The sequence below is a fragment of the Williamsia phyllosphaerae genome, assembly GCF_014635305.1.
Taxonomy (GTDB): Bacteria; Actinomycetota; Actinomycetes; order Mycobacteriales; family Mycobacteriaceae; genus Williamsia_A; species Williamsia_A phyllosphaerae.
Genome location: NZ_BMCS01000001.1, coordinates 1,475,478 through 1,497,977, shown reverse-complemented (window position 1 = coordinate 1,497,977; position 22,500 = coordinate 1,475,478). Strand labels below are relative to the sequence as shown.

Below are 22,500 nucleotides of genomic sequence, written 5' to 3'. Positions count from 1 at the left end.
GGACCGCTCAGGCCACCATCCCGGCGACATCGACGAGCGCGGACTCCAGCAGCTCGATATAACCGTCGTCGGCCCCCACCGCGTTCGGGGCGGTGAGCACACCCAGGGTCAGCGCCGAGCCGATCCCGTAGAGACCGATCCCGATCCCGAGGGTCTCCGACAGACACGGGAATCCCGCCACCATCACCGCGGTCGAACCCAACAGCTCCATGTCCCCGTCGCCGCAGTTCACACTGGTGAACACCAGGTTCGCGGCGACCTGGTCGGGGTCGGCCTTCTGACGTCGACGCAGGACGCGTCGCAGGATCGGCCACGGCACGGTCTCGACGAGCCGGAACTGCTTGACGATGTCCGGGATCGCGAGCCGACGGCGCTCGGCGGTGACCGATGAACGCACCGTGCGGGCGCGGGCCGCGAGGTCATCGGCCCCACCACCCATCGACACCATCCCGGTCGCGAATCGGTTGACTCCCTGCCACTCGGCGTCCGGACCGAACGCCACCGGCATCATCGCGGTCAGCGAGTCGGCGCTCTCACCACGATCTCGGAGCAACTTCTCGGTGGCCAACGACACCGCCGTCAGCGCGAGTTGGGTGACGGTGAACTCCGACGATCGGGTCAGGTCGGCAGGCACCGGGATGACGGCGACCCGGCGGTCGGATTCCGCGCACCGGTTCACCGACAGCCGCGCGCGCGGCGTCGGTGCGACAACATCGCCGCGCGCGATCAGTTGCGCGGCCCGCCGACCGGCGCCGGTCACCGACACGAACGCGGGGAGCAGGTGGGTCAGGCGTCCGACGGCCTGACCGCAGGCCCGGAGCCGGAACGCGATCCCGTGCGGGGTGACCGTGGACGCCTCTGCCGCCACATCGGCGTCGGCGGGCCGCGGCGTCCGACCGAACAGTGCACGCAGCAGGGCCGCCCCACCGAGTCCGTCGGTGAGCACATGGCTGAATCGGACCAGTACGACCGTGCAGGTCCCGGTCGCGTACGGGACGTCGCGAACGCGCTCGGCCACGTGCATCTGCCACGGCGTGACGGTCGCGTCGACGGTCGACTCCAGCTTCTCGGCAATGGCGTCGGCGCACGATGCCCAGGTGGCGTCGGGCTCACCGAGTCGGGTCACGCAATCCTCGGCCGACATCTCCTCGCGCACCCAGACGGGATAGTCGACGCCGGAGGGGGATTCGACCAGTCGCTTGTTCAACGCCGGGATCGCGGCCGACCGGGTCTTGACGTGCGCGCACACCTCGTCCCACGACGGCGCGTGTTCGGGTACGGGGGCGTCGAAGGCGAGCACGAAGTACTGGTCGGTCGGCATGGCGTCCGAGGTTCCAAGCCAGAAAAGTGCGTCTTTGGGATCAACAAGACCGCGCATCCGTCAACCATACGAAACAGCCGCACGCCTGGCCACGGTCTCGGGGTTCTTCCCCGTGAACGACACATCCCCCACCTGCTCGGGAGCAGATGGGGGATTGTGGCGGTGGCGGGGGGATTCGAACCCCCGGTACGGGGTAACCGCACACAACATTTCGAGTGTTGCACCTTCGGCCGCTCGGACACGCCACCGCCGAAGACATTACCGCAGGGCCGGTTGACCCCTAAATCGTATGGTCAGCGCCCTGCGGAGCAGTCATCAGTGTCCGGTGAGCTTGTCCTTGACGTCGTCGATCTTGCCCTTGACGGCATCGGCGGCGTCGGTCAGCTTCTGCTTGGTCTCGGCCGACGCCTGGTCGCCCTTGCCCTCGGCCTTGAGGTCGTCGTTGTCGGTGGCGCTGCCGGCTGCTTCCTTGCCGCGTCCCTTGAGCTCTTCTGCCTTGTTCTTCGCGTCGTCTGCGATACCCATTGGCGCAACTCCTTGGATCCGAATGGCCCGACGATCCCGCCGGGCCGTTCTCCTCGAGCGCTCTTCGGCGGTCTTTTTCACCACGGCGCACGGGATGACTACTGCCACCCGCCATCAACCGTGCCACACCGTGTGCAGACTCGGCCACCGTGTGATCACCGTGATCGGACTGCTCAGGCTCCATCTGTGCGGCGATCGACGAAGAACGTCCGCACCAATTCCGCGCACTGCTCCTCGCGCACCCCACCGATCACCTCGGGGCGATGGGTCAGACGCCGATCCCGCACGACGTCCCACAGGGATCCGACCGCACCGGTCTTGGGTTCCCAGGCGCCGAAGACGAGGCGCCCGATCCGCGACATGGTGATCGCGCCGGCGCACATCACGCACGGTTCGAGGGTCACCACGAGGGTGCAGTCCTCCAGACGCCAGCCGTCCCCGTGGCGTGCGGCCGCCGCGCGCAGGGCGAGGACCTCGGCGTGTGCGGTGGGATCGCCGTCGCGTTCGCGGGTGTTGCCGCTACGAGCGAGTTCCACACCGTACGGATCGAGGACGACGGCACCGACCGGGACATCCTGCGGCCCGGACAGTTTCGCCGCCTCGAGAGCCATCAGCATTAGGTCGGGATCGGTGCGCGCCATCGGTGACCGGTTCGGTCGGTCAGTGCCCGAGGGAGTCCAGCACGCGCGACAGTTCGTCGGCGAAACCCAGACGCGCGGCGATCATGCCGATCTGCTCGTCGGCGTAGAGGTCGGTGTCGCCGACGATCACGCTCATCACCGGTTCGGGCAACCCGAGATCGGCCAGCAGACCGAGGTCACCCTCCTCCCACGGCTCGACGTCGTCGAGGTCATCGGAGTCGATGTCGGGGACGTCGATGTGCATGGCGTCGAGGACGTCGGCGGCGATGTCGTAGTCGATGCTCGCGGTCGCATCCGACAGCAGCAGACGCGACCCCGACGGGGCGGGACGGATCACGACGAAGAACTCGTCGTCGATGTCGAGGAGGCCGAACACCGCTCCGGCGCTGCGCATCTCCCGCAGGAGGTTCTCGGCGTCGGAGAGACTCGAGAGGGACTTGTTGTCCATCGCCGTGACGGTCCACTTACCCTCTTCACGGACCACAGCAACGGCAAAACCATCCAGCTCGTCGGAACTCGCAGCAGCCATGTCCGTACCGTAGTCGCACCGCCGGAGTTATCCCAAGTCATCAGCGCCTCATCCCGGGCCGAAAACTGCCTGTGAGCTGGGCCTGCGTGAGCCGTCGCGTTCGGCCGACGGCACCGATGTGCCACTGTAGGAGCCATGTCTGCCAACGACAGCATCTGCGTACTCGGACTCGGTCTGATCGGGGGGTCGCTACTGCGCGCGGCCACTGCGGCCGGCCGCGTCGGGTTCGGCTACAACCGATCGCCCGCGACCGTCGACGAGGCGCGCGACGCCGGATACGACGCCGACGCCGATCTCGACGTGGTCCTCACCCGCGCGGCGACCCAGGACGCGTTGATCGTCATCGCGACACCGGTCACCGCGCTCGACCCGATCCTCGGCGCGATCGCCCGGCACGCGCCGAACTGTGCGCTGACCGATGTGATCAGCGTCAAAGCGGTTGTCGCACAGGCTGTCGCAGAACACGGACTGTCCGACCGGTACGTCGGCGGCCATCCGATGGCCGGCACGGCGGAGTCGGGGTGGGCGGCCACCGACCCGGCGCTGTTCACGGGGGCCACCTGGGTGGTGGGGACCGACGACGGCGTCGACCCGGAGGTGTGGCAGTCGGTCTCGGCTCTGGCCGGAGATGTCGGCGCGGTGGTCGTCCCGGTCGCGACCGACGACCACGACAGGGCGGTTGCCGCGATCTCGCACCTGCCGCACCTCACCGCGGCGGTGACCGCGGCCGTCGGCGGGGGCGAGGGCGCCCTCGCGCTGCGCCTGGCCGCGGGCAGTTTCCGCGACGGGACCCGGGTGGCGGGCACCGCGGTACCGCTGCAGCGGGCGATGCTCGAGGCCAATGCGCCGGCGTTGCTGATCACGCTGAGCGAGACCATCGATCGACTCACCCGAGCTCGCGACGAGCTGCGCGACCGCGGTTCGGTCCAGGTGGTCGCCGACAACGGTCACCGGGCGCGGCTGCGCTACGAGGAGATGGCGGGCGACGAGCCCGACCCGATCGTCGACGTCGAGATCGGTGCTCCGGGATGGACCGGCGATCTGCGCCATCAGGCGCATCTCGGTCGGGTGTGGCGGGGCGCTCAGACGCGGTCGGCGAGCCCCGAGTAGTCCTGCACGAATCCGGTCGGGTCGACGGTGATGGTGGCGCCGTCGGACACCGGCGACACGACGGTGATGGCGTCCGCGGTGGCGGTGTAGTGCACCGTCGCGGCGGTCACGGTCGCCTCGGGGAGATAGAGGTAGACGACCGGCACCTCGACCTCGCCGGGTTCGCGGTGCAGGTTGTGCCTGCGGATGGGCAGTGCGTTGAACAGGGGGCTGAGCGCGAGGTCGACATCCTCGGCCCCACCGAAGGCGCCGCGCTCCATGCCCTGTGGGGTCTGCACCAGCCAGGTGTTCTCGCCGTCACGGGTGATCGAGATCTGCGTCTCGCCGCTCGCCCGGATCAGGTGGACCGCGAGCCGACGGGTGATGCCTGCGTCGTTGGTGAGCAGGTCGTAGGTGGCGCTGAACGCCTCGTGCTCGTCGGTCGCGGCGCCGATGATCTGCCCGTACGCCTTGATCCGGTTACCGGACACCTGCACACGAGCCTGCTCGAGGCGCGTCTTGTTCGCCCCCCGCCAGGTGAGGACGGACTTGAAATCGTCGGCCGGGACGGAACCACGGGGCTGGGGATCCTGAGAAGAGCTCACGCCCCTACGGTAGGCGACTGTCGGACATATCGACCAACCGTCCGCAGAACCCGTCGGATCACCCGCGGACCAGTGTGGGCGCGGGCCGCAGACGCCCTGTTCCCGGCATCGACAACCACACCAGCCCGGCGAGCAGCGAATCCAGGACGAGGGCGAGAATCGTGACCAGCAGCGACCCCGCGATCATCGGCGGGTAGTCGTAGGTGGCGAGGCCGTCGAAGATCGGGCGTCCGAGCCCACCGAGTCCGGCATATGCGGCGATCGCGGCGGTGGCGACGATCTGCAGGGTCGCGTTGCGGAGGCCGCCGAGGATCAGCGGGAGTGCGTTGGGCAGTTCCACCCGCAGCAATATCTGCAGTTCGCTGTGCCCCATCGCACGCGATGCGTCGACCACGACCCGGTCGACGTTGGCGACGCCCGAGTAGGCGCCGGCCAACATCGGCGGGATGCCCAGCAGGATCAGCGCGAACATCGTCGGGGTCAGGCCCAGGCCCATCCACAGGATGAACAGCAGCAGGAGTCCGAGTGTGGGCAGCGAACGCAGTACGTTGACCAGCCCGACCACCACCACCTCGCCCTTGCCGGTGTGGCCCACCAGGAGACCGAGCGGGACCGCGACGACGGCGGCGACGGCCACCGCGATCACGGTGTACTCCAGGTGCTGGCCGATCAGCAGACCGAGTCCGTCGACGTCGGCGGTGCCCGACCAGTTCGAGCCCGTCGTCAGGTAGGAGACGGTGTCGGAGAGGATCCCGCTCATGCCGTGGCCCCCTCGGCGGCCATTCCGGTGGTCTGCGGCGTCGTCGCCGGGACCGCGCGGCGACGCAATCGTCGGGTCGGACGCGACGCCCGCGTCCACGGGGTCAGCACACGTCCGAGTGCCACCAGGATCACGTCGATGACCAGCGCGAGGACGACTGTGGCGATGATGCCCGCGATGATCTCCCCGGTGTAGTTACGGCTGTATCCCTCGGTGAAGAGCTTGCCCAGTCCGCCGAATCCGATCACCGACCCGACCGACACCATCGAGATGTTCGTGACGGACACGACCCGGATCGACGCGATGAGGACCGGGATCGCGAGTGGCAGCTGCACTTTGACGACACGTTCCCACGGTTTGTACCCGACGGCCTCGGCGGCGTCGAGGGAGGCGACCGGGACCGCGTCGAGCGCCTCGGGAATCGAACGGACCAGCAACGCGGTCGCATACAGCGCCAACGCCACGATCACGTTGACGTCGGAGAGGATGCGGGTGTTGATCAGTGACGGCAGGACGATGAACAGCGCGATCGACGGGACGGTGAACACCACCGATCCGACGATGACCGCGATCCGGCGGGCCACCGACGACCGGTGCACCGCGAGCCCGAGCGGGATCGCGATGACCAGGGCCACGACGATCGGGATGAGCGAGAGCTTGAGGTGCTCGAGCAGCAGGCTCCAGACCTTGTCGAAGTGCGTGAACAGGTAGGTCATCGCACCGACTTCCGTTCCCGCTCGATGACCCCGAGGACATCGGCCGCGCGGACGCCGCCGGTGACCGTGCCGCCGGAATCGACGACCACACCCAGACCCGACGGCGACGACAGCGCGGCGTCGAGCGCCTGGCGCAGGGTGCCGCCCTCGACGAACAACGACCCACCCGCCGAACAACTGTCGTAGACCCCGGCACCGCCGGCGTGCGCGCGGACCCCGTCGGCGTCGACCCATCCGAACGGCCGTCCGTCGACCAGGACCAGGCGCCATTCGTCGGGGCCGAGATCGAGTGCGTCGATCCCCGACTCGGTGATCGGCGCCAACGGCTCGAGAGCGACGTCGCTGCCGGAACTGAACTGCAGCAACCGGTATCCGCGGTCACGGCCGACGAAACCGGAGACGAAGTCGTCCGCGGGAGCCGCCAACAGACGCTCAGGCGTGTCGTACTGGTGCAGTCGTCCACCGGATCCGAAGATCGCGATCCGGTCGGCGAGCTTGACCGCCTCGTCGATGTCGTGGGTGACGAACACGATGGTCTTGCGCAATTCGCCCTGCAGACGCAGCATCTCGTTCTGCAGATCCTCGCGGACCACCGGGTCGACCGCGCTGAAAGGCTCGTCCATCAGCAGGATCGCCGGGTCGGCGGCCAGGGCCCGCGCGACCCCCACCCGCTGCTGCTGCCCGCCGGACAGCTGCGCAGGGAAGCGATTGGCCAGGCTCGGGTCGAGTCCCACCCGCTCGAGGAGCCTGATGGCGTCGTTGCGGGCCTGCTTGCGTGAGACACCCTGCAGCACCGGCACGGTCGCGACGTTGTCGACTATTCGCTGGTGCGGCATCAGACCGGCGCTCTGGATCACGTATCCGATGCCGCGACGCAGCGTCACCGGGTTCACCGTGGACACGTCGTTCCCGTCGACGCTGACCGTGCCGCTGGTGGGATCGATCATCCGGTTGATCATGCGCATCGACGTCGTCTTGCCACATCCCGAGGGTCCGACGAACGCGGTGAACGACCCCTCTTCGATGGTGAGGTCGAGGGTGTCGACGGCAGTGGTGCCGTCCGGGTAGGTCTTCGTCACCGAGTCGAACGTGATCATGGACATCCTTGTCTTCTCCGACGGCGCCGGGCCGACGTCAGGCGAACGACCTGTCGAGGTTCTCTTTGGCAACCCACTCCGAGGCGGCCTGCTCCACCTCGAGTTTGCGGGGGCCGGACACCGCGTAGTTGAGATCGCGCAGCTCCTCCACCGTCAACTTCGACGAGACGGCGTCGATCACCTTCGACACCTTCGGCGTCGCCTTGGATTTCGCGATGAGCGGCACGATGTTGTTGGCCGGGAAGTTGTTCTTCGGGTCCTCGAGGACCACCAGGTTCTCGGTCTTGATGGCCGGGGTGGTGGTGTAGATGTCGGCCGCGGTCACCCGTCCGCTGGTCAGCTCGTTGATCGTGGCCTGCCCGCCGCTGTCGTTGTTGGGCTTGAAATCCACTCGCAGGCCGTAGTTCTTCTCGAGCCCGGGAACACCGACCGAGCGCGTCGCGAACTCGCTGTTGGCCATGAAGCTCACGGTCTGCCTCTTCGAGAGTTCCGCCAGGTCGGCGATCGACTTCAGGCCGTAGCGCTTCGCCGTCTCCGACGTCACGGTCACGCTGTCGGCGTCCGACCCGGGCGCGGGGGTCAGCACCGCCAGGTCGTCACCGAGCACCTCGGGGAAGGCCTTCGTGATGTCGGGGAGGCTGGTGACCGAGGAGAGTTGTTCGGCGCGTTGCGCACTGATCGTCGGGGTGTTCGCGGCCAGGTACTGCAGCAGGTTGCCCGCGAAGTCGGGGACGAGGTCGATGTCGCCGGCCCGCAGCGCCGGGATGTAGCGCTCGCGTGTCCCGGAGTTGAGCTGATCGGTCACCACGAAGCCGTTGGCCTCGAGTGCATCGATGTAGATCTGGCCGATGATCTGGGCCTCGAGCACCCCACCGGAGCCCACACTGATGTGGTTCGGATCGGAATCGCGGGACCCGGGGCGGTTGAGCGGATCGAAGCAGGCGGTGGCCATGGCCGCGACGAGAACCAGCACCACCACCATGACCGCGTGGCGTGGATGCGGTCGGTTCACAGAGATCCCCACCCCACCCATGAAACACGACTGCACCAGCCCGCGCGCGGGATCAGGCGTCATTGACGTCGGGCGGTCACGATCACGTAGGGCGAATCGAACGCAACCCGACCGTCGGCGGCGACGTGCCGCGTCAACGCGACCTCGAACGCCGACATCAACCGATCGTGCTGCATCTCGCTGATCCGGTGCAGCACGTTGACGTGCATGGGGGACTCGTCGGAGATGAACGTCAGGGCGGACTCCAACGACTCGAATTCCCATGTGTGGGTGCGGGTCACGACATCGACGTCCTGGAAGTCATCGGCGAGCCGGGCGTGGATCGTGTCGTGCTCGCCCCACTGGTCCGGTGACGGCCCGGTCTGCGCGGGACGACCGAGGACCGACACGATCGGGTCGTAGAACGGGTTGTGCGTGGCGCGCACCCACGCCGAGAAGCCGAGGACGCCGCCAGGTCGCAGCAGCCGGGCCAGTTCGGCGAGCTGCCGGTCGGGGTCGACGAAGATGATCCCCATGTTCGACACGGCGCCGTCGAACGAGTCGGCGTCCAGGCCGGTGTCGGAGGCGTCCGCGGTGATCCACGCGATGTCGGCACCGGCGGCACGCGCCTTGTCCTCGGCGATGGCGACGAGGTCGCCGGTCAGGTCGACGCCGGTCACGTGCGCGCCGCGTTCGTGCGCGGCGAGCGCCGCACTCCCGGTGCCGCACGCGAGGTCGACGACGTCGGCACCGTCGAGCGGACTCACGTCGTCGAGGCGGGACACCACCTCGTCTGCGATCGCGGCGATACGTTCCGCAACCGCCTCGTACCGACCACGCGACCACTCCATCGGAGACGACATGACGTCACACTAGCGCGTACGAGAACACCGCCCATGGCGTTGCTCAGCTGTCGTGCGAACACGGGCGCCCGCCGACAATCGTTGGCTAGCCTCTCGGGTGTGATCCCCACATGGCGGCAGATCCGTGCGCTGAACTACGGCACGATCGGGCGGACGGTCCACGGTGCTGTTCGCCGCCTTGGGCTCGAGGAACCCGAGGAGATCTGGTTCGATCCCCCCGGACGGTGGCAGACCGCCGTGGCGGGACAGACGACTCTGATCGTCACCCCCTCCGACCGGTACAGCCGGACGTCGGATGCGATGGTGCACACCGACATGACCCAGGACGGTGGCGGCGATGTCGTCGGTCCAGGAGGCGACGGTAGGGCTCTCGTCGCCGCACACCTGAACTGGCCGGTACCCGGTCAGTACGATCCACCCTCGGTCGGCGAACCCACCAGCATCGAAGAACGAACTGTGCACGGCAGGCGAGGATGGCAGGTCGTCTTTGCCACATCCCCGATCAGGAGTTCTGAGCAAACCTTCGTCATCGATGCCGAGACCGGACTTGCGATTGCCTGGCAGACCGAGAACGACGTCGTCGAGATGCTCTGGCACGAAATGGATGAGGTGTTCTCCGACGAGCTGTTCCGATGGACGGGGCAGACCATCGAGTACGAGAACGAAAACGTTCGGTGGCGACGGAATAACGAGGCAAAGCAGGAGCGGTTGATGGAGCTCCCGCGCTCCGTCCCAGGATGGGTGCCGACCGCCGTCTCCACACATACCGCGGACGGCGACCCGCGAACCGGAGCAGTGGACGCATCGGTGTACGCGTACGGGCCGAGTGTGATGCTCCGACGCTGGCCGACGGGTTCGAACCCACCTCGCGCGAGTCCGGAGGTCGCGTCGCACACTCAACACGCGCAGATCAGTGACGCCGTCTGGACTCATGAACTCCGTTGGCAACCCGGGACGCTGACCGACGAAGATGCCGCACGGACACTGGAGTCCGTCTTCCTGATGCCGCCCTTGTCGGGACCGATGCCCGGGTCCGTCGAGGCGGAGGGTGCCATCTTCTCCGGACCGGTTGCGGTGGAGTACAGCCAGTACTACATGCCCTCTGGTGACGGCGAATGGAGCGGCGACATGCGCCGTGCCTTCGCGGGCCAGCGGAACGGATTGGTCGGGACACGCGAACCTGCGAACGTCGTCCTCGTCTGCGGTCTACACACCGGCACCATCACCGTCACCCTCGAGATCCGGGCCGAGCGCCCCGAACCCGAGGTGGACGCCTGGGATGAGATCGTCGAGGCGTCCTGGACGGTTGAGTCGCGTCCATGGTTGATGGGCTTCACCGACGATGCACCCGGCACAGTGTTGCCGATCTCACCGGGAACCTATCGAATCAGGTACTGCGCCAAGAACATGGATGCCGCTCGCGACGCTGACGTCGGCGAGTTCATCGATTCTTACCTGATCACCATCTGGCCGAGCGTCATCGAGCCGGACCAGGTGATCAAGCAGACGTCGGACATCGCCGACTACTGGAACAACCAGGCGCACAGATAGCTCAGGGACGGCTGGGGGTGCGGTCGAACCAGGCCTGCCAGCGGCGGGCACCGGGGATGTCGGCGCGCTCGATCTGTTCGATCGATGTCGTCGTGAGTCCTCCGGTCGCGAACGACTCGATCTCCGCACGGGTCAGGGGCCACGGTGGACCGTCGACCTCGACACCGTCGGCCCGCACGCCAGAGATCACGAGCAGCCGTCCGCCCGGCGCAACGGTGGAGGCCACCGCTGCGATCGCGTCGTCGCGGACCGACAGTGGCATCGACTGCACGGTGATGGATTCGACGACGAGGTCGAAGGCGTTGTGCCACCGCTTCGGCAGATCCAGCAGATCGGCGACCACGTAGTCGACCGCCGATTCCGGGAACCGCGCGCGGGCGCTGTCGATGCCGGTGGGCGACACGTCGAACGCCGTGGTCCGATAACCCAGCGAGGCAATGTGTTCGGCATCTCGGCCGAGGCCGCTCCCGACCACCAGCGCCGATCGCCCGACCGCGTCTCCCGCGTCGGCGAGTGCGTCGACGATCAACGGGTTGGCCTGCGGCGCATCCCAAGGCACCACGGCATCGCCGCCGGCGGCCTCGCGGTAGAGGTCCTCGAACCACCCGGTCACGTCACCGCGGGCGAGGGACTGGGCGGCGAGACGGCTCGCGTCGGCGTCGTGGGGTCTGCTCACTCGGCGATGGTATCGGTCGTCTCGGCGACCGGCGCCTCCTCCACGCGAGGCTCGATGGGGATGCGTACCTGGAAGACCGTCTGACCCGGTTGCGATTCCACCCGCAGGCTCCCGCGATGCTTCTTCACGACGATCCGCCACGAGATGTCGAGACCGAGACCGGTCCCCTGACCGACCGGCTTGGTGGTGAAGAACGGTTCGAAGATGCGCGTGCGGATGTCCTCGGGGATGCCCGGGCCGGTGTCGCCCACCTCGATGAGCGCCTGCTCCCCGTCGCGGCGGGTGCGGATCGTCAGAGTCCCGACGCCCTCCATCGAGGCGACCGCGTTGTCGATGAGGTTGGTCCACACCTGGTTCAGCTCGGCCGCGTACATCGGTATCGCGGGCAGCGACGGGTCGTATTCCTTGACGATCGTGACGGATCCACCGATCTTGCGGCCCAGCATGACCAGCGTGCTGTCCAGCAGCTCGCGGAGATCGGCCCGCTGGTAGGGCGCGCGATCCATCTGCGAGTACTGCTTGGCCGCGTCGACCAGGGTGGACACCCGAGTGGTCGAGTCGGCGATCTCGTTCATCAGCAGCTCGGTCTCGATGGTGTAGTTCAACCACCGGATCGCGCTCTCGAGGATCTCGTCGTTGTCGACGCCCGCGCTCACCTTGTTCAACCATCCGACGTCGATACCTGCCTGGACGAACGACGGCGCGAGGTCCCATCCGCCGCTGATCTGTCGCTCGTCGAACCATTCACCGAGCTCGTCCTCGCGGTCGGCCGCCTCCATCGGGGTGAGGGTGGGCGCCTTGGCGACCAGCTCGGCCGCCTCCTCTTGCAGACGGATCAGCGTGGCGATGGTGTCGTGGTCGTAGACACCCGACGCGATCACCCCCAGCTTGCGTCGCATGTGCGACACCCGATCTCGCAGCGAAGAGGTCGCACGGACCGCGGCGGCGGCCGGGTTGTTGAGCTCGTGGGTGAGTCCCGCCGACAGCGACCCGAGCGCGAGCAGGCGCTCGCGCTGATCGACGATCTGCCGCGAGTTCTGGTTGCCGAAGAACAACCCCTCGAGCAGGTGTACAGCCATCGGGAACCAGTCGCGGACGAGCGTTCCGAACACGTCGGCGTCGAGGACGAAGAACCGCGACGGGACCAGCACCCGCGCGGACGCGGGGTATGTCTGCGAGGCGCGATCACCCAGATAGGCTTGCCACGCACCGGAGTACACGCCGCTCTGCGACGTTCGGCTGATCTCGATGTCCTCGCCGCCGGACAGTTTGCTCATGACCATCTCGCCCTCGATGAGGACGTAGAAGCAGGTGGCCGGATCCCCCTCGGCGTACACCGGCCCCGGTTCGATCCATTCGACGTGGCCGTTCTCGCAGAGCGTCTGCAGCTGGTCGTCGCCGAGCTTCTCGAACAGGAACAGCGTCTTGAGTTCCTCCGGGCTACACGTCGTTCGTGTCATGATCGTCTGATTTCTGTTGTCGCAGTTGTGGTGCCGCTCATAGTTGGCCCAGGTACCGGTGCACGAGCATCACGGCCATCGCTCCCTCGCCCACCGCGGACGCCACGCGCTTGGCCGACTGCGACCGGACGTCGCCCGCGGCGTACACCCCCGGCACGCTGGTCTCGAGGTGGTGCGGCGCGCGGTCCAGTGGCCAGGTCGCGTGCGCATTCTCGTCCTCGACGAGGTCGGGGCCGGAGAGGATGAACCCGTGGTCGTCCCGGGCGACGAGGCCGTCGAGCCAGTCGGTGCGGGGTGCGGCACCGATGAACAGGAACAAGAAGCCCGCGTCGACCGTCTCGACCTCGCCGGTGGCGTTGTTGCGCAGCCGGATCGACTCGAGATGGCCGGAGCCGGCGACCCCGACGACCTCGCTGCAGGTCCTGACGTGCACGCCGGGGGTCTGTTCGATCTGCGCGATCAGGTAGTGCGACATCGACGCCGTGAGCGACGGCGCGCGCACCACGATCGTCACCGACTTCGCGCCTCGGGCCAGGTACAGCGCGGCCTGGCCGGCCGAGTTCGCACCGCCGACGATGTAGACGTCCTGATCGGCGCATCGGGCCGCCTCGGTCACCGCCGAGCCGTAATACACGCCGCGACCGGTCAATTCGTCGAGGCCCTCGGCGTTGAGACTGCGGTAGGCGACGCCGGTCGCCAGGATCACCGTGTGCGCGTGGATCCGGGTGTCGTCGGCGAAGCGCACACTGCGTGCAGATCCGTTGCACTCCAGAGCAACGACATCGCGGGTCGTGATCAACTCGGCACCGAATCGTGTGGCCTGACGGCGGGCGCGGTCGGCGAGCTGCGATCCGCTCACGCCGTCGGGGAATCCGAGGTAGTTCTCGATCCGCGAACTCTGTCCGGCCTGGCCGCCCGCGGCGGTGCGTTCGACGAGCACGGTTCGAAGTCCTTCAGACGCACCGTAGAGCGCAGCGCCGAGACCGGCCGGCCCGCCGCCGACGACCACGAGGTCGTAGAAGTCGCCCGACGGGTCGGTGCGCAACCCGAGGTGCTGGGCGAGTTCGGTGTCGGTCGGATCGACCAACACGGTCCCGTCGGCGCAGATCACCACCGGAAGCGAACGATCGTCGATGTCGGCCGCGGCGAGCAGGCGACGCCCCTCCGACTCGTCGGACATGTACCACGTGTACGACAACTGGTTGCGCGCCAGGAACTCTCGGACCGCCGACGACCGCGGCGACCATCGATGTCCGATGACCCGTGTCTCGTCGACGGGGCGGCGATCGGATGCGGCCCATGCCTCGAGCAGCGAGTCCACCACCGGATACAGCTTCTCCTCCGGGGGATCCCACGGCTTGAGCAGATAGTGGTCGAGATCGACGAGATTGATGGCGTCGATGGCGGCACCGGTGTCGGCGTAGGCGGTCAGCAGCACGCGACGCGCCATGGGATAGAGGTCCATCGCCTGTTCGAGGAACTCGATGCCGCTCATGCCGGGCATTCGGTAGTCGGCGAGGATCAACGCCACCGCACCACCGCGTAGTTTCAGTTCGCGCAGCGCCTCGAGGGCCGCGTCGCCGGACTCTGCGCGGATGATGCGATAGCGCTCGCCGTAGCGACGCCGCAGATCACGAGCCACCGCCCGTGACACCGACGGGTCGTCGTCGACGGTCAACAGTGCGGGCTTGCCGGGAACGGGTTGGGACACGAAGAACCTCTCATCGCGCAGGTGAACCTGGTCCAGTATGGACTCGCCGCGACACGCGCGCGCGCCGATTCCGGCCCGTCACCTGGGACTTCTCGCAGGGCGAACAGTGTCCGGACGCACACGTCGGACGCCCCGGACCCGTGCCACGATGGACTGATGACCACCGCGCCCGACCCAGCAGCCCGGCCGGACGCCGTTCCCGACGCCCTGGCCGGTTATCCCGTGACCCCGGAGCCGCTGCCGCGTCCGGTCGTCTTCGACCAGACCTGGGGCGACCTGACGTTCGTCCACTGGCCGGTGGACCCGAAGTCGGTGGCCCACCTGTTCCCCGCGGGCACCCGACCCGATGTCTTCGCCGACGGCATGACCTACGTCGCGTTGGTGCCGTTCGCCATGAGCGGCATCGGGCTGGGCCCGTCGCGTCCGGTCCCGTATCTCGGGACGTTCCTGGAGACGAACATCCGCCTGTACTCGGTCGACGATGCGGGTAGGCACGGCGTGCTGTTCCGGTCGTTGGAGACCGAACGACTGGCCGTCGTCCCGATGACGCGGATCGGACTGGGCATCCCCTACACCTGGGCCAAGATGCGACTGACGCGCGACGACGACCTCATCACCTACGACAGCGTCCGGCGCTGGCCCGACCGCGGTCTGCGCAGCCGGGTGACGGTGCGCGTCGGTGAGCGGGTCGACCCGACCCCGTTGGAGGTCTGGCTGACGGCACGCTGGGGTGCGCACACCCGCAAGGTCGGTCGGACGTGGTGGGTGCCCAACGAGCACGATCCGTGGCCCCTGCACGCCGCCGAGGTGGTCGAGTTGCACGACGAACTGCTCGAGGCGAGCGGGGTCGAACCGGCGGGCGAACGTCTGCGCGCCCTGTTCTCACCGGGCGTCCGCACCCGCTTCGGTCGGCCGTCCCTGGTCCGATGATGTGTGGTTTCGGTGATCAAAAGGCCAGGTCGGCGCCGCCGGAACTACACACTTCCGGGTGCGGCGTGCCGGATGGCGATGTCGACGAGGTCGCGAGCCGGCCCGCGCAGTCCGCGGTCGCGATCCCACACCGCCCGTAGTCGACGCGGCATCGTGATGCCGTCGATCGCCACCGCGACCAACGTGCCGCGACGCAGGTCGTCGGCCACCGACATCGACGACAGGACAGCCGGGCTGTCGGAGCTGAGCATGGCCGCCCGCACCGCCGACACCGACGTGAGTTCGAGCATCGGTTCGGCCGGCTCGTAGCCCGCGGCTGCGAGCGACTCGGTGAAGACGACCCGTGTGCCCGACCCGGGCTCGCGCTGCACCAGTGCTGTCCTGGCGAGTTCGGCCGCGGTCACGCTCGCTCGCTGCGCCCACGGATGTGACTGCGGCACAACCAGGATGAGTTCGTCGGTGGCGACCGTGCGCTCCTGCAGCGAGGCCATGGCGCCGGATCCCTCTACGAAACCCACGTCGCAGGATCCGTCGACGACCCGGGCCGCCACGTCGGTGCTGTTCATCGGGCGGACCCGGATCTTCACGTCGGGACTCGCTCGGCGCAGCGCCACCACCCATTCCGGGACGAGGTACTCGGCGATGGTCATCGACGCGGCCACGGTCAGTTCCGCGTTGCGATGTCCGAGCAGCGAGTCGACTCCGGCCGAGAGCCGTTCGGCCCGTTCGATGACCGCGCCCGCCCATTCGAGGATGAGCACGCCCTCGGCGGTCGGCTCGACACCGGCCGGGGAGCGGCGGAACACGGCGATCCCGATCTCCCGTTCGGCGCTGTGGACCCGGGCGCTGACCGCCTGCTGGCTCATGTTCAACGCGCGTCCGGCGGCGCTCATGCTGCCGGCCACGGCGACCGCGACGAGGACGTCGAGGGTGGCGAGCTCGGGGACGTGCGCGGGGACGGCCATCACCGGCGACGTTACAGCCGATACCGAGTGGGTACAACCACTGCTTGTGGCTCCACAAGATCGAGGCGTCTACCAGCGGAATCCCGATCCGACGACAGTGAGGACATGACCACGACAGCGCTGCTCAACTCGATGTCCGACGAGTCCGTCGACGTCGTCCCGCGGGACCGTCTGGCGCACATCACGCCCAACTGGTTCACCACCGTGATGGGCACCGGCATAGTCGCCACCGCCGCAGCAACCCGGCCGGCGCACGTGACGGGGCTGCACACCGTCGCGACGGTCGTCTGGATCCTCGCATCGGTCGCTCTGCTCCTGGTGAGCAGCGCGTTCGCGGCCCACTGGCTAATGCATCGGGAGAACGCTCGCGGCTACCTGAACCACGCCATGGTCTCGCACTTCTACGGCGCGCCGGCGATGGCCGCCCTCACAGTCGGCGCAGGCACCCTTCTCTTCGGCAAGGACTTGATCGGTGTGGATGCCGCCGTCTGGATCGATGCGGTTCTGTGGACGATCGGAACCGCCATCGGCGTCGTGGCCGTCGGATTCGTCGCCGTTCGCCTGCTGACACGCGCCGACAGGGGCGGTGAGGCCCTTCCCGCACGGATGATGTCGGTGGTCGCGCCGATGGTCTCGGCGTCGACCGGCGCCCTGCTGGTGCCCCACATCGCCGACGCCGACATGCGGACGGTCTTCCTCGTGCTCTGCTACGCGATGTTCCTGCTGAGCTTCGTGTTCGGCACCGCCACAACGTTCTTCGTCTACCGACGAATGATCCGCGTGGGCCTGCCCGCTCGCGCCGCGGTTCCCACCGTGTGGATCCCGCTCGGGATGATCGGCCAGTCGATCACCGCGGCAATAACTCTCGGTACCGCGAGCAGAGGTGAGTTCACCGGAACGCACGCATACGTCGCCACCGGCCTGCACACCGCCGGGATGTACTACGGAATCGTCGTCGGCATCATCGGCGTCGTCGCGTTCACCCTGTCGGTGACCATCACGGCACGCGCCGCGTACACCGGACTACCGTTCTCGCTCACGTGGTGGAGCTTCACCTTCCCAGTCGGCACCTGTGTCACCGGTGCCACCGCGCTGGGAACCGCGACCGGTATCGGCGCGATCCACGACGTCGCGATCGTGCTCTACGTTCTACTGTTCTGCGCATGGGCGGTCGTCGCGGCCCGTACCGTGGCGGCCATCCGCAGTGGCGCGCTCCCCGCAGCAGCCTGACGTCGAACCGGGTGGCAACTGGTCAGGGGACGATGGAGTCGACGTATCCGCCGTCCACCCGTACCGCGGCACCGGTGGTGGCCGAGGCGAACGGTGAGCTCAGGTAGACGACGAGGTTGGCGATCTCCTCCGGCTCGATCAGCCTCTGCAGCAACGACTGCGGTCGGTGCTTGCGCATGAACTCCCGCTGCGCCTCGTCCCACGGCAGATCCTTGTCGACCAGTTGGTAGACGAAGTCCTCGACACCACCGGTGTGCGTCGGGCCTGCGATCACCGAGTTGACGGTGACGCCGGTGCCCGCCGCTTCTTTCGCGTAGCCGCGCGACACCGCGAGCAGCGCGGTCTTCGACATCCCGTAGTGGATCATTTCCTTGGGGATGACCAGGGCCGAGTCACTGGCGATGTTGGCGATCCGACCGTCGTGCCGCTCCATCATCCCGGGGAGGTATAGACGGATCAGCCGGGCCGCGGAGAGGACGTTGATCTCGAAGTAACGCCGCCACTCGTCGTCGGTGATCTCCAACGCCGGTGTCGCCCCGAAGATCCCGAGGTTGTTCACCAGGATGTCGACGCCTGGCAGCTGCTCGAACAGCGCGTCGGCCGCGTCGGCGTCACCGAGATCGGCGGGCGCCGGGATCAGATCGGCGTCGGGAAGATCGCCCCCTAGCGTGGCGATGGCCGAGTTGACCGAGTCGGCGCTGCGACCGTTGATCGCCACCCGGGCGCCGGCACGGGCGAGACCGGCGGCGATGGCCGCTCCGATGCCCTGCGTGGAACCGGTGACCAGGGCGGTGCGCCCGGACAGATCGATGTGCATCGCGTTCTCCTGAGATCGACGACGCCGGGAGGTATGCCGGCGGATCCACCCTAGGCGGGCACTTCTGCGCTTACCGCTGCAGCCGACGGCCGGTTCGCCTAGTTTGCGAAGCATGCGCCTTCGCCAGGTTGTCACCTCTTGTCTGGCCGCCGTCGTCGTCACCGGAATACTCGGTTCGTGCGGCAGCTCCGACCCAGGCGACGGTGCGACCACCCCGACCGGTTCGGCCGGCGCGGTGTTCGAGGGCACGTACTCGATGTTCCGGACCACCGCCTCGGTGAATCGTGAGCCCCCGAGCGGTGCGGACGCCGACCCGGTCACGTCGACCTGGGTGGTGCAGTCGCGCTGTGACGACGGGACGTGCGTCGCGGTGGCGCGTCCGGACACCTCGTCGGGCGGCGACGTCGACCGCATGGAGTTCGTCTTCGGCAACGGCTCGTGGTCGCGGGTTGACGTGCCGCCGAAACGCTCCTGTGTCCCGACCGGCACGACCGCACCGGTCGACGAGCCCTGGGTGGCGATGGACAGCACGACGGTGATGCCTCGATCCGCGTCGACGGCCGGCGCCGCACCCGCCACCCTGTCCGGCACGACGAGCTCGGTCCAGGGGGGCTCGTGTCCCCGGGTCAGCGAGGGGACCGTCACGTTCACCCGCAAGGGCGATGTGCCCGCGGGGACTGCGGCCCTCGAGAAGGTCTCGGTCCCCGAGGCCGCGACCACTGCGGGAAACGGGTTCCGCGGTTCCTACCGACAACGCACCACGGTCGTGTCGTGGGATCCACCGTCGCTGATCTCTCGCCCCACGACCCAGACCACAGAATTCACGGCGACACCGACCTGCACTCGCGACGGCAGCCGCTGCGTGGTGGTCATGCTCGACAGACCGTCCCGACCGGGCCAGACGATCGTCGGGTACTCCGACGGCGTGTTCCGTCAGACCGAGACGCTCCCCGAGCGGCAGTGCCCGGGCCGGGGCGACAGGTACCGCCCGACCCTGACCTCGCAGACCACCGTCGGGGGCGACGCCTCGAATCCGATCCAGACCTTGGACAACGAGTCGGCCCTGGCGTGGTCGGGTGCGTGCGCCGGGACGGTGCGGTTCCGCGCCGAACTCACCCGCACCGGCGACTGAGCGATCGAATCCGCTCCGCTTTCGTCCATCCGCTCCTGTTGCAACCGGAGCGGATGGACGCAAGCGGAGCGGATGCGTGACGCGCACCTCGGGTACAGGAATATTCGACTTGCTCACGATGCTGTGGAGAAGCGACACCAGATGATGTCGTCGAACCTCAGGAGCAGGGCACATGAAGATCGGAATCATCGGAGCAGGATTCATCGGCGGGACGCTGACGCGGCGGCTCACGGCCGTCGGCCACGAGGTCGCGGTCGCCAATTCGCGTGACCCCGAGACGCTGGCCGACCTGGCGTCGGAGACCGGCGCCCGGGCGGTCTGGGCGAAGGACGCGGCGGCCGACGCCGACCTCGTCATCCTCTCGATCCCCCAGAAGAACGTCCCCGACCTGGCCGACGACCTGTTCGCGGCGCGCAAACCGGGCGCCCCGATCATCGAGACGAACAACTACTACCCGCAGCAGCGCGACGGCCTCATCGCCGCCATCGAGGACGGTCAGCCCGAGAGCGCATGGGTCTCCGAGCACATCGGCGCACCAGTGATCAAGGTCTTCAACGGGATCTACTGGAAGCACCTGCTGGAGAAGGGTGTCGACGCCGGCACCGACGGACGTATCGCGCTGCCCATCGCCGGCGACGACGTGGATCACAAGAAGATCGTGTCCGACCTCGTCGACCAGATCGGTTTCGATCCCGTCGACGCCGGGTCGATCGCCGATTCGTGGCGTCAGCAGCCGGGTACGCCCGTCTACGGCAAGGGCTACGACGCCGAGAAGGCGCGTGCGGCCCTCGCCGAGGCGAGCAACGAGCGCACCGACGAGTGGCGCGCGAAGTCCTGACCTGCGCTCACTGCGCTGACCACCCGAGGTCGTCCCACCCGCTACCGGTGCTGACGATCACGCGGTCGGCGCGCGTGGACGTCGCCGAGACCAGATCAGCATTGCGCTGATCGACCTCGGCGACCCACGCGCGGGCGCGGTCGGGTTCCTTTCCGAACTCGACGTGCCGCATGACGAGCCTCGCGCTCCGCGTCCGCTCGTCCGTCGTCACGAACCACACGGCATTCATCTCAGAGCGGGCTGCTCGCCAGATCGGCTCGTCGAGGAGTAGGTAGTTGCCCTCGGTGATCACGAGGCGGGCGGTCGGGGGCACCACGAGCGCCGCGGCCAGCGGCTGTTCCAGCTCGCGTTCGAATCCCGGTGCATAGAGCGGGGTCTCCGTCTCGACGCGAATCCGGGTCAGCATCGCGGCGTAACCGGCGGCATCGAACGTCTCCGGCGCACCCTTGCGGTCGAGTGTGCCCAGTCGCCGGAGCTGAGCGTCGCCCAGATGAAAACCGTCCATCGGGACGTGCGCGGCCCATTCCGGCCCCTGTAGTTCGCCGACACGGGCGACGAGTGACCGGGCCAGGGTCGTCTTACCCGAACCCGGCGCGCCTGCGATGCCGAGGATCGCACGCCGCCCCGTCCCGACGATCGCGATGGCGTCCTGCGCGAGCCGCTCGAAGGGATGCATGAACGTCAGTTATACCTGCGCTTGGGTGGGGACCGGGCCGACAAGACGCCTTATGTACCGTTGAAAACGATCATCTCCGACCGTTCGACGCGAAGGAAGGATCTTTATGTCGCAGCCCACAAAGCTGCCGAAGAACCCGGACAAGGGCTACGTCGCCCTGCTGGGCTGGAGTCTCGCCGCGGTGGAAGCCCTCGAGAGCTTCGATCGTCGGTACATCGTCGTCGCCCCCGCATGGGCCGAGGAGTACTGCACCACCAACGACATCCCGTTCCTCCCGTGGGACTTCGAGCGGCTCAACGATCGATCGTTGGAGATCGCGGAGACGTTGCGCGACAGGGGCGTCGATGTCGCGATCCCACTGTACGAGGAGACCGTCGAATGGGCGGGCGCCATCAACTCGGTCCTGCTGGACAACCCGCGGTTGTTCGGTCAGGCGATGTTGTTGCGCGACAAGGCATTGATGAAGCGACGCGCCCAGCTGGGCGGTATCCGCGTCGGCATCTTCGAAGAGGCGCACGACCGCGAGGACGTCATCCGGTTCTTGCGACGCGTCAACCAGACCCTGCTCAAGCTCGACGGCGACCCGAACGACCCGATCCACCTCAAGGCGTTCGACAAGGCCGGCTGCCTCGGGCACCGCGTCATCCGCACCCCCGACGAGGTCGACTCCATCCCGGAAGAAGAGTTCCCGGTGCTCATGGAGTCCCATCTCGACGGCTGGGAGTTCGCCGTCGAGGCGTGGATCCACAACGGAAAGATCAAGTTCCTCAACATCTCCGAGTACGTGACGCTCGGGTACTCGGTGTTCGTGCCTGCAACGCCGGAGCTGGAGAAGTACCGTCCGGCGATCACCGAGCAGATCGAGAAGCTCATCAAGACCTTCGACATCGAGTTCGGCTTCGTGCACCCCGAGTACTTCGTGACCAGCGACGGCGAGATGTACTTCGGTGAGGTCGCGTACCGGCCGCCGGGCTTCAAGGTGTTCGAGCTCCTCGAGCGCGCCTACGGTTTCAACGCCTACCAGGGACTCGCGCTGGCCTTCGACCCGAAGACCACCGAAGAGGAGATCGACGCGTTCTTCCCGCGCGAGGTCGTCGACGCCGCGGGTGTCGCAGGATGTTTCGGGGTCTACCCGCGTCGCCGCGTGGTGAGCAATCTCGAGATCCCCGAGGTCACCCTCGACGACGACTACTACGAGACCAACGACCTCGCCCCGCCGCTGGAGGAGACCGTGACCAAGCGGACCGCCTTCGGCACGCACTGGGGTCTGCTGTACTTCTTCGGCGAGGACCCGTATCGGATGCGGGATCTGCTCAAGCAACAGGAAGAACTGGACTTCTACGTGTGAAGCAGGAACTCGGGAACGACTCGACCGGA

At 67.7% G+C, this 22,500-nt stretch carries 23 protein-coding genes and 1 tRNA gene; 7 read left to right on the top strand and 17 right to left on the bottom strand.

Going from position 1 to position 22,500, the window contains the following annotated elements:
* Positions 1-7 precede the first annotated feature (7 nt).
* The 5 genes from IEV93_RS07020 to IEV93_RS07000 all read right to left on the bottom strand — a co-directional run bounded on the left by IEV93_RS07020 (position 8) and on the right by IEV93_RS07000 (position 3,016).
* Positions 8-1,378 carry a wax ester/triacylglycerol synthase domain-containing protein gene (locus IEV93_RS07020; protein WP_268237461.1) on the bottom strand — a complete coding sequence of 457 codons (1,371 nt, stop codon included), beginning with the start codon at positions 1,376-1,378 and terminating at the stop codon, positions 8-10.
* Between the two features lie 100 nt (positions 1,379-1,478).
* A tRNA-Ser gene (locus IEV93_RS07015) sits at positions 1,479-1,569 on the bottom strand.
* Positions 1,570-1,636: 67 nt separating this feature from the next.
* Positions 1,637-1,846: a CsbD family protein gene (locus IEV93_RS07010; RefSeq protein ID WP_188488202.1), complete on the bottom strand. Its 210-nt coding sequence runs from the start codon at positions 1,844-1,846 to the stop codon at positions 1,637-1,639.
* A 173-nt stretch (positions 1,847-2,019) separates the two neighbouring features.
* Complete coding sequence (locus IEV93_RS07005; protein WP_229704939.1) at positions 2,020-2,487, bottom strand: nucleoside deaminase; 468 nt, start codon at positions 2,485-2,487, stop codon at positions 2,020-2,022.
* A gap of 19 nt (positions 2,488-2,506) precedes the next feature.
* Positions 2,507-3,016 carry a tRNA adenosine deaminase-associated protein gene (locus IEV93_RS07000; protein ID WP_188488200.1) on the bottom strand — a complete coding sequence of 170 codons (510 nt, stop codon included), beginning with the start codon at positions 3,014-3,016 and terminating at the stop codon, positions 2,507-2,509.
* A 135-nt stretch (positions 3,017-3,151) separates the two neighbouring features.
* Here IEV93_RS07000 and IEV93_RS06995 point away from each other — a divergent pair, with 135 nt between their 5' ends.
* Positions 3,152-4,126: a prephenate dehydrogenase gene (locus IEV93_RS06995; RefSeq protein WP_188488198.1), complete on the top strand. Its 975-nt coding sequence runs from the start codon at positions 3,152-3,154 to the stop codon at positions 4,124-4,126.
* Here IEV93_RS06995 and IEV93_RS06990 read toward each other — a convergent pair.
* Genes IEV93_RS06990 through IEV93_RS06965 form a run of 6 tightly spaced genes read right to left on the bottom strand, consistent with a single transcriptional unit; the run spans position 4,099 to position 9,137 of the window.
* A complete protein-coding gene (locus IEV93_RS06990) occupies positions 4,099-4,710 on the bottom strand; it encodes a putative glycolipid-binding domain-containing protein (RefSeq protein WP_188488196.1) in 612 nt (203 codons plus the stop codon). The two genes, IEV93_RS06995 and IEV93_RS06990, sit on opposite strands and share 28 nt — an antisense overlap.
* 58 nt (positions 4,711-4,768) lie before the next feature.
* Complete coding sequence (locus tag IEV93_RS06985; protein ID WP_188488194.1) at positions 4,769-5,470, bottom strand: ABC transporter permease; 702 nt, start codon at positions 5,468-5,470, stop codon at positions 4,769-4,771.
* A complete protein-coding gene (locus tag IEV93_RS06980) occupies positions 5,467-6,186 on the bottom strand; it encodes an ABC transporter permease (RefSeq protein ID WP_188488192.1) in 720 nt (239 codons plus the stop codon). Before IEV93_RS06980 ends, IEV93_RS06985 begins: the two co-directional genes overlap by 4 nt.
* On the bottom strand, positions 6,183-7,283 hold the full coding sequence (locus IEV93_RS06975) for an ABC transporter ATP-binding protein (RefSeq protein WP_188488190.1): 1,101 nt from the start codon (positions 7,281-7,283) through the stop codon (positions 6,183-6,185). Before IEV93_RS06975 ends, IEV93_RS06980 begins: the two co-directional genes overlap by 4 nt.
* Before the next feature lie 37 nt (positions 7,284-7,320).
* A complete protein-coding gene (locus IEV93_RS06970) occupies positions 7,321-8,307 on the bottom strand; it encodes an ABC transporter substrate-binding protein (RefSeq protein ID WP_229704938.1) in 987 nt (328 codons plus the stop codon).
* A gap of 47 nt (positions 8,308-8,354) precedes the next feature.
* Positions 8,355-9,137 carry a class I SAM-dependent methyltransferase gene (locus tag IEV93_RS06965; protein WP_188488188.1) on the bottom strand — a complete coding sequence of 261 codons (783 nt, stop codon included), beginning with the start codon at positions 9,135-9,137 and terminating at the stop codon, positions 8,355-8,357.
* Positions 9,138-9,236: 99 nt separating this feature from the next.
* Between IEV93_RS06965 and IEV93_RS06960 the strand changes: the two genes are divergently transcribed.
* Positions 9,237-10,688, top strand: a complete 1,452-nt coding sequence (locus IEV93_RS06960; RefSeq protein ID WP_188488185.1) for a hypothetical protein — start codon at positions 9,237-9,239, stop codon at positions 10,686-10,688.
* A gap of 1 nt (position 10,689) precedes the next feature.
* Here IEV93_RS06960 and IEV93_RS06955 read toward each other — a convergent pair whose 3' ends face one another.
* From IEV93_RS06955 to IEV93_RS06945, 3 genes are read right to left on the bottom strand one after another with little or no spacing between them, the layout of a single operon-like run.
* Positions 10,690-11,364, bottom strand: coding sequence for a class I SAM-dependent methyltransferase (locus tag IEV93_RS06955; protein ID WP_188488183.1), 675 nt, complete (start codon positions 11,362-11,364; stop codon positions 10,690-10,692).
* Positions 11,361-12,824 (bottom strand): ATP-binding protein, encoded by a 1,464-nt coding sequence (locus tag IEV93_RS06950; protein ID WP_188488181.1) that lies wholly within the window; start codon positions 12,822-12,824, stop codon positions 11,361-11,363. Before IEV93_RS06950 ends, IEV93_RS06955 begins: the two co-directional genes overlap by 4 nt.
* Before the next feature lie 37 nt (positions 12,825-12,861).
* Positions 12,862-14,535, bottom strand: coding sequence for an NAD(P)/FAD-dependent oxidoreductase (locus IEV93_RS06945; protein ID WP_188488179.1), 1,674 nt, complete (start codon positions 14,533-14,535; stop codon positions 12,862-12,864).
* Positions 14,536-14,691: 156 nt separating this feature from the next.
* Between IEV93_RS06945 and IEV93_RS06940 the strand changes: the two genes are divergently transcribed.
* On the top strand, positions 14,692-15,465 hold the full coding sequence (locus IEV93_RS06940; protein ID WP_188488176.1) for a YqjF family protein: 774 nt from the start codon (positions 14,692-14,694) through the stop codon (positions 15,463-15,465).
* 44 nt (positions 15,466-15,509) lie between these two features.
* Here the strand turns inward: IEV93_RS06940 and IEV93_RS06935 are convergent, their stop codons facing one another.
* Entirely contained in the window at positions 15,510-16,430 is a 921-nt protein-coding gene (locus IEV93_RS06935; protein ID WP_188488174.1) for a LysR family transcriptional regulator, read from the bottom strand.
* Positions 16,431-16,535: 105 nt separating this feature from the next.
* Here IEV93_RS06935 and IEV93_RS06930 point away from each other — a divergent pair, with 105 nt between their 5' ends.
* Positions 16,536-17,660, top strand: a complete 1,125-nt coding sequence (locus tag IEV93_RS06930; RefSeq protein ID WP_188488172.1) for a TDT family transporter — start codon at positions 16,536-16,538, stop codon at positions 17,658-17,660.
* Positions 17,661-17,682: 22 nt separating this feature from the next.
* Here the strand turns inward: IEV93_RS06930 and IEV93_RS06925 are convergent, their stop codons facing one another.
* Positions 17,683-18,477 (bottom strand): SDR family NAD(P)-dependent oxidoreductase, encoded by a 795-nt coding sequence (locus tag IEV93_RS06925; RefSeq protein ID WP_188488170.1) that lies wholly within the window; start codon positions 18,475-18,477, stop codon positions 17,683-17,685.
* Positions 18,478-18,589: 112 nt separating this feature from the next.
* On the opposite strand from IEV93_RS06925, the gene IEV93_RS06920 reads away from it, so the two are divergent.
* Positions 18,590-19,609 carry a hypothetical protein gene (locus IEV93_RS06920; RefSeq protein WP_188488168.1) on the top strand — a complete coding sequence of 340 codons (1,020 nt, stop codon included), beginning with the start codon at positions 18,590-18,592 and terminating at the stop codon, positions 19,607-19,609.
* A gap of 172 nt (positions 19,610-19,781) precedes the next feature.
* Positions 19,782-20,447: an NADPH-dependent F420 reductase gene (locus IEV93_RS06915; RefSeq protein WP_188488166.1), complete on the top strand. Its 666-nt coding sequence runs from the start codon at positions 19,782-19,784 to the stop codon at positions 20,445-20,447.
* A 7-nt stretch (positions 20,448-20,454) separates the two neighbouring features.
* Here the strand turns inward: IEV93_RS06915 and IEV93_RS06910 are convergent, their stop codons facing one another.
* Positions 20,455-21,123, bottom strand: coding sequence for a nucleoside/nucleotide kinase family protein (locus tag IEV93_RS06910; protein WP_188488164.1), 669 nt, complete (start codon positions 21,121-21,123; stop codon positions 20,455-20,457).
* Positions 21,124-21,229: 106 nt separating this feature from the next.
* Between IEV93_RS06910 and IEV93_RS06905 the strand changes: the two genes are divergently transcribed.
* Positions 21,230-22,471 (top strand): ATP-grasp domain-containing protein, encoded by a 1,242-nt coding sequence (locus IEV93_RS06905; protein ID WP_188488162.1) that lies wholly within the window; start codon positions 21,230-21,232, stop codon positions 22,469-22,471.
* Positions 22,472-22,500 lie beyond the last annotated feature (29 nt).

Bases quoted from the DNA above. Each gene is read 5' to 3' on its own strand.
- IEV93_RS06915 (WP_188488166.1), top strand. From the start codon at position 19,782: ATGAAGATCGGAATCATCGGAGCAGGATTCATCGGCGGGACGCTGACG.
- IEV93_RS06925 (WP_188488170.1), bottom strand. From the start codon at position 18,477: ATGCACATCGATCTGTCCGGGCGCACCGCCCTGGTCACCGGTTCCACG.
- IEV93_RS06935 (WP_188488174.1), bottom strand. From the start codon at position 16,430: ATGGCCGTCCCCGCGCACGTCCCCGAGCTCGCCACCCTCGACGTCCTC.
- IEV93_RS06995 (WP_188488198.1), top strand. From the start codon at position 3,152: ATGTCTGCCAACGACAGCATCTGCGTACTCGGACTCGGTCTGATCGGG.
- IEV93_RS06980 (WP_188488192.1), bottom strand. From the start codon at position 6,186: ATGACCTACCTGTTCACGCACTTCGACAAGGTCTGGAGCCTGCTGCTC.
- IEV93_RS07020 (WP_268237461.1), bottom strand. From the start codon at position 1,378: ATGCGCGGTCTTGTTGATCCCAAAGACGCACTTTTCTGGCTTGGAACC.
- IEV93_RS06910 (WP_188488164.1), bottom strand. From the start codon at position 21,123: ATGCATCCCTTCGAGCGGCTCGCGCAGGACGCCATCGCGATCGTCGGG.
- IEV93_RS07010 (WP_188488202.1), bottom strand. From the start codon at position 1,846: ATGGGTATCGCAGACGACGCGAAGAACAAGGCAGAAGAGCTCAAGGGA.
- IEV93_RS07000 (WP_188488200.1), bottom strand. From the start codon at position 3,016: ATGGCTGCTGCGAGTTCCGACGAGCTGGATGGTTTTGCCGTTGCTGTG.
- IEV93_RS06985 (WP_188488194.1), bottom strand. From the start codon at position 5,470: ATGAGCGGGATCCTCTCCGACACCGTCTCCTACCTGACGACGGGCTCG.
- IEV93_RS06965 (WP_188488188.1), bottom strand. From the start codon at position 9,137: ATGTCGTCTCCGATGGAGTGGTCGCGTGGTCGGTACGAGGCGGTTGCG.
- IEV93_RS06920 (WP_188488168.1), top strand. From the start codon at position 18,590: ATGCGCCTTCGCCAGGTTGTCACCTCTTGTCTGGCCGCCGTCGTCGTC.
- IEV93_RS06940 (WP_188488176.1), top strand. From the start codon at position 14,692: ATGACCACCGCGCCCGACCCAGCAGCCCGGCCGGACGCCGTTCCCGAC.
- IEV93_RS06975 (WP_188488190.1), bottom strand. From the start codon at position 7,283: ATGATCACGTTCGACTCGGTGACGAAGACCTACCCGGACGGCACCACT.
- IEV93_RS06930 (WP_188488172.1), top strand. From the start codon at position 16,536: ATGACCACGACAGCGCTGCTCAACTCGATGTCCGACGAGTCCGTCGAC.
- IEV93_RS07005 (WP_229704939.1), bottom strand. From the start codon at position 2,487: ATGGCGCGCACCGATCCCGACCTAATGCTGATGGCTCTCGAGGCGGCG.
- IEV93_RS06905 (WP_188488162.1), top strand. From the start codon at position 21,230: ATGTCGCAGCCCACAAAGCTGCCGAAGAACCCGGACAAGGGCTACGTC.
- IEV93_RS06950 (WP_188488181.1), bottom strand. From the start codon at position 12,824: ATGACACGAACGACGTGTAGCCCGGAGGAACTCAAGACGCTGTTCCTG.